Consider the following 2,521-nt stretch of genomic DNA (forward strand, 5'->3'; position numbering starts at 1 on the left):
ACTTAGCTAAATCGATCCCGACAACTTTTATCGAGTTCATGATGTTGTTCCTCTGCGAATAGACATTCAGCATAAGTGTGGCAGAACTTAGGCTGGGAAGGGGCGTCCATCACATCACCTCTGATTGTGAGTTTACTCACTGAGATGCCTGTCCACTCATGGTGGGTATGATTATTACAAAATTCCACAGGCTCAGGCGGTTCATTTATAGCCCACATTCAGCTTCAGTTAAGTCCACTCTGCTTTAATCCTCACCAAAATCCAGCTACGTCTCTGGTGTTTCTTTAGCTCACAACAGGGTTCTACTCGTTCAATGATCTTGCTGCTTGAATCTGATAAAGCGTGCGCAGACGACGTTCTCACTCATCTCAGTGAAGAATATGCCTGTCGCGTTGTCTGGCAGACAAGTTTGCCTGACATAGACGCTTATAATAATGCCAGTTCTCCGAGCCTGGTCATTCTGGGGCGAGGTCTGTCTCAATCGCAGGCTCTTGCCTATATTCGCCAGTTTAATGCGCTTCCTATTCTGTTGATTAGCCATGTAGAGCAAGCGGAATGGGCGAGCACTGCCCTCGGGGCTGGGGTGAATGATTATTTACTTTATCCCTTTAGCCTCCAGCAACTTAGCCAGCAGATAACCCGGTTGCTCAATGCCAATTCGTTGCAGACCCAAGGAATGATCATGGGGTCTCCTGCTTCTCGTCGCTTGCAGACCATGGCGCATCGAGTGGCTCTCGCTGACGCTCCTGTACTTATTCGAGGAGAAACGGGGACGGGGAAGGAGATGCTAGCGCAATTCATTCACACCAACTCTATGCGGAAGTCCGGCCCCTTTGTGGCAGTCAACTGTGCCGCGATTCCTGAGAGCATGCTGGAAGCTATTCTGTTTGGCCACGTTAAAGGGGCGTTTACCGGCGCTTATACCGGGCAGGTCGGAAAATTTGAACTCGCAAACCACGGAACCTTGTTCCTGGATGAAATCGCTGAGATGCCACTGTCTTTACAGACCAAGCTGTTGCGTGTGCTGCAGGAATGGGAGGTGGAGCGTCTGGGCAGCAATAAAGTGATTCCGCTCGATGTTCGGCTTATCACCGCCACTAACCAGAATCTTAAAGAGGCAGTAAGCAAGGGCTACTTCCGTGAAGACTTGTTCTATCGGTTGGACATCTTGCCACTCGTCATCCCTCCATTGCGTCAGCGTCGTGAAGAGTTGGATAGCTTAATCGCTCACTTCGTGCAAAAGCATGGCGACCATACCTTTGCTCACGCCGTTAAATTAAGCCCATGCGCTCAGCAGGCATTATTGGCACACAATTGGCCGGGCAATATTCGGGAGCTGGAGAACCGCGTACAACGTGCTCTGGTCATGTGTCGTGGCATTGTGCTGCTCGCGTCTGACTTCGGTTTATTTGCCTGCCCTTCCGGGCAGGGAAGCAGTGTTGTTGCCCCGATGGTTCGCTCTGAACACAGCCCTGTTGAGTCTTTGCAGGAGAGTCGCAAACACGGTGAATTCCAGCATGTTTTAGAAACCCTACGCAGTTGCCGTGGTCATCGGAGTATGACTGCCGAGGCTCTCGGCATTACTCCCAGGGCTCTGCGTTACAAACTTGCCGAGATGCGGCGAAGAGGCATCATCGCAGATGATGCATAACACTAGTTTAATTACCTGGCTCATATTATGAACTCAATAAACGACACGCAGCAGGCGATGATGCAGCGCATGGCTACCATGCAGGCAGAAGTTCAGCAACCGCTAATAGCGCCTTCGTCGCAGAACAATACGCAAAATACCTCGTTTGGGAGTGTTTTTCATGCCGCCCTTAATGGCGTTGATCGTCATCAGCAAGATGCGGCAAACCTGGCGACGCAAATTGAAACAGGGGCCAGCGATGATCTTACTGGTGCCATGATTGCCAGTCAGAAAGCCAGCCTCAGCTTCTCGGCCCTTACCCAGGTCCGTAACAAGCTGATGACCGGTGTTGACGAAATCATGAAGATGCCGCTGTAAGATGGGAAGTAATGAGCAACCCATGAGGCAAAAATTCAAATCCGTTTGGGGCAACATTAGTCAACAGGTGCCTAATATATCCACGCTACGTGGAAAAGGCCCCCAGTTTATCCTGCTGGGAATGCTGGCGTGCCTGTTGGCAGTACTCGTTGTCCTGGTTCTCTGGTCTTATCAGGGGAATTATCGCCCTCTTTATGGTCAGCAGGAGCGCTTCGACAGCGCCCAGATCATGTCTGTCCTGGATCAGGAAAACATTCCCTATCGGCTGATGGAGACGACTGGGCAGGTACTGGTGGAAGAAGATCGCCTGTCGCAGGCGCGCATGCTACTGGCGGCTAAAGGCGTACAAGCCAAACTGCCAGTAGGGCTGGAAATGCTGGAAAAGGATTCCACTCTCGGGACCAGCCAGTTTGTTGAAAATGCCCGTTATCGTCGTGGGCTTGAAGGCGAGTTGGCCCGTACCATTATGGGATTAGAAGGGGTGAGCTATGCGAGGGTGCATCTGGCTATTCC

Annotated in this window: 2 protein-coding genes and 1 pseudogene; all 3 read left to right on the forward strand. The window is 51.3% G+C overall.

What is annotated here, in order from left to right; all coding sequences use genetic code 11:
• The first annotated feature begins 313 nt into the window (after positions 1 to 313).
• The gene (locus MES37_RS24055) at positions 314 to 1,651 is read left to right on the forward strand and encodes a sigma-54-dependent transcriptional regulator (RefSeq protein WP_064544109.1); all 1,338 of its coding nucleotides are present in this window, start codon (positions 314 to 316) and stop codon (positions 1,649 to 1,651) included.
• A gap of 27 nt (positions 1,652 to 1,678) precedes the next feature.
• Positions 1,679 to 2,008, forward strand: coding sequence for a flagellar hook-basal body complex protein FliE (fliE, locus tag MES37_RS24815; protein WP_064544111.1), 330 nt, complete (start codon positions 1,679 to 1,681; stop codon positions 2,006 to 2,008).
• A gap of 22 nt (positions 2,009 to 2,030) precedes the next feature.
• Positions 2,031 to 2,521, forward strand: a pseudogene (gene fliF / locus MES37_RS24065) (flagellar basal-body MS-ring/collar protein FliF); the annotation flags it as partial.

The organism is Buttiauxella sp. S19-1 (assembly GCF_022134725.1).
Classification (GTDB): domain Bacteria; phylum Pseudomonadota; class Gammaproteobacteria; order Enterobacterales; family Enterobacteriaceae; genus Buttiauxella; species Buttiauxella ferragutiae.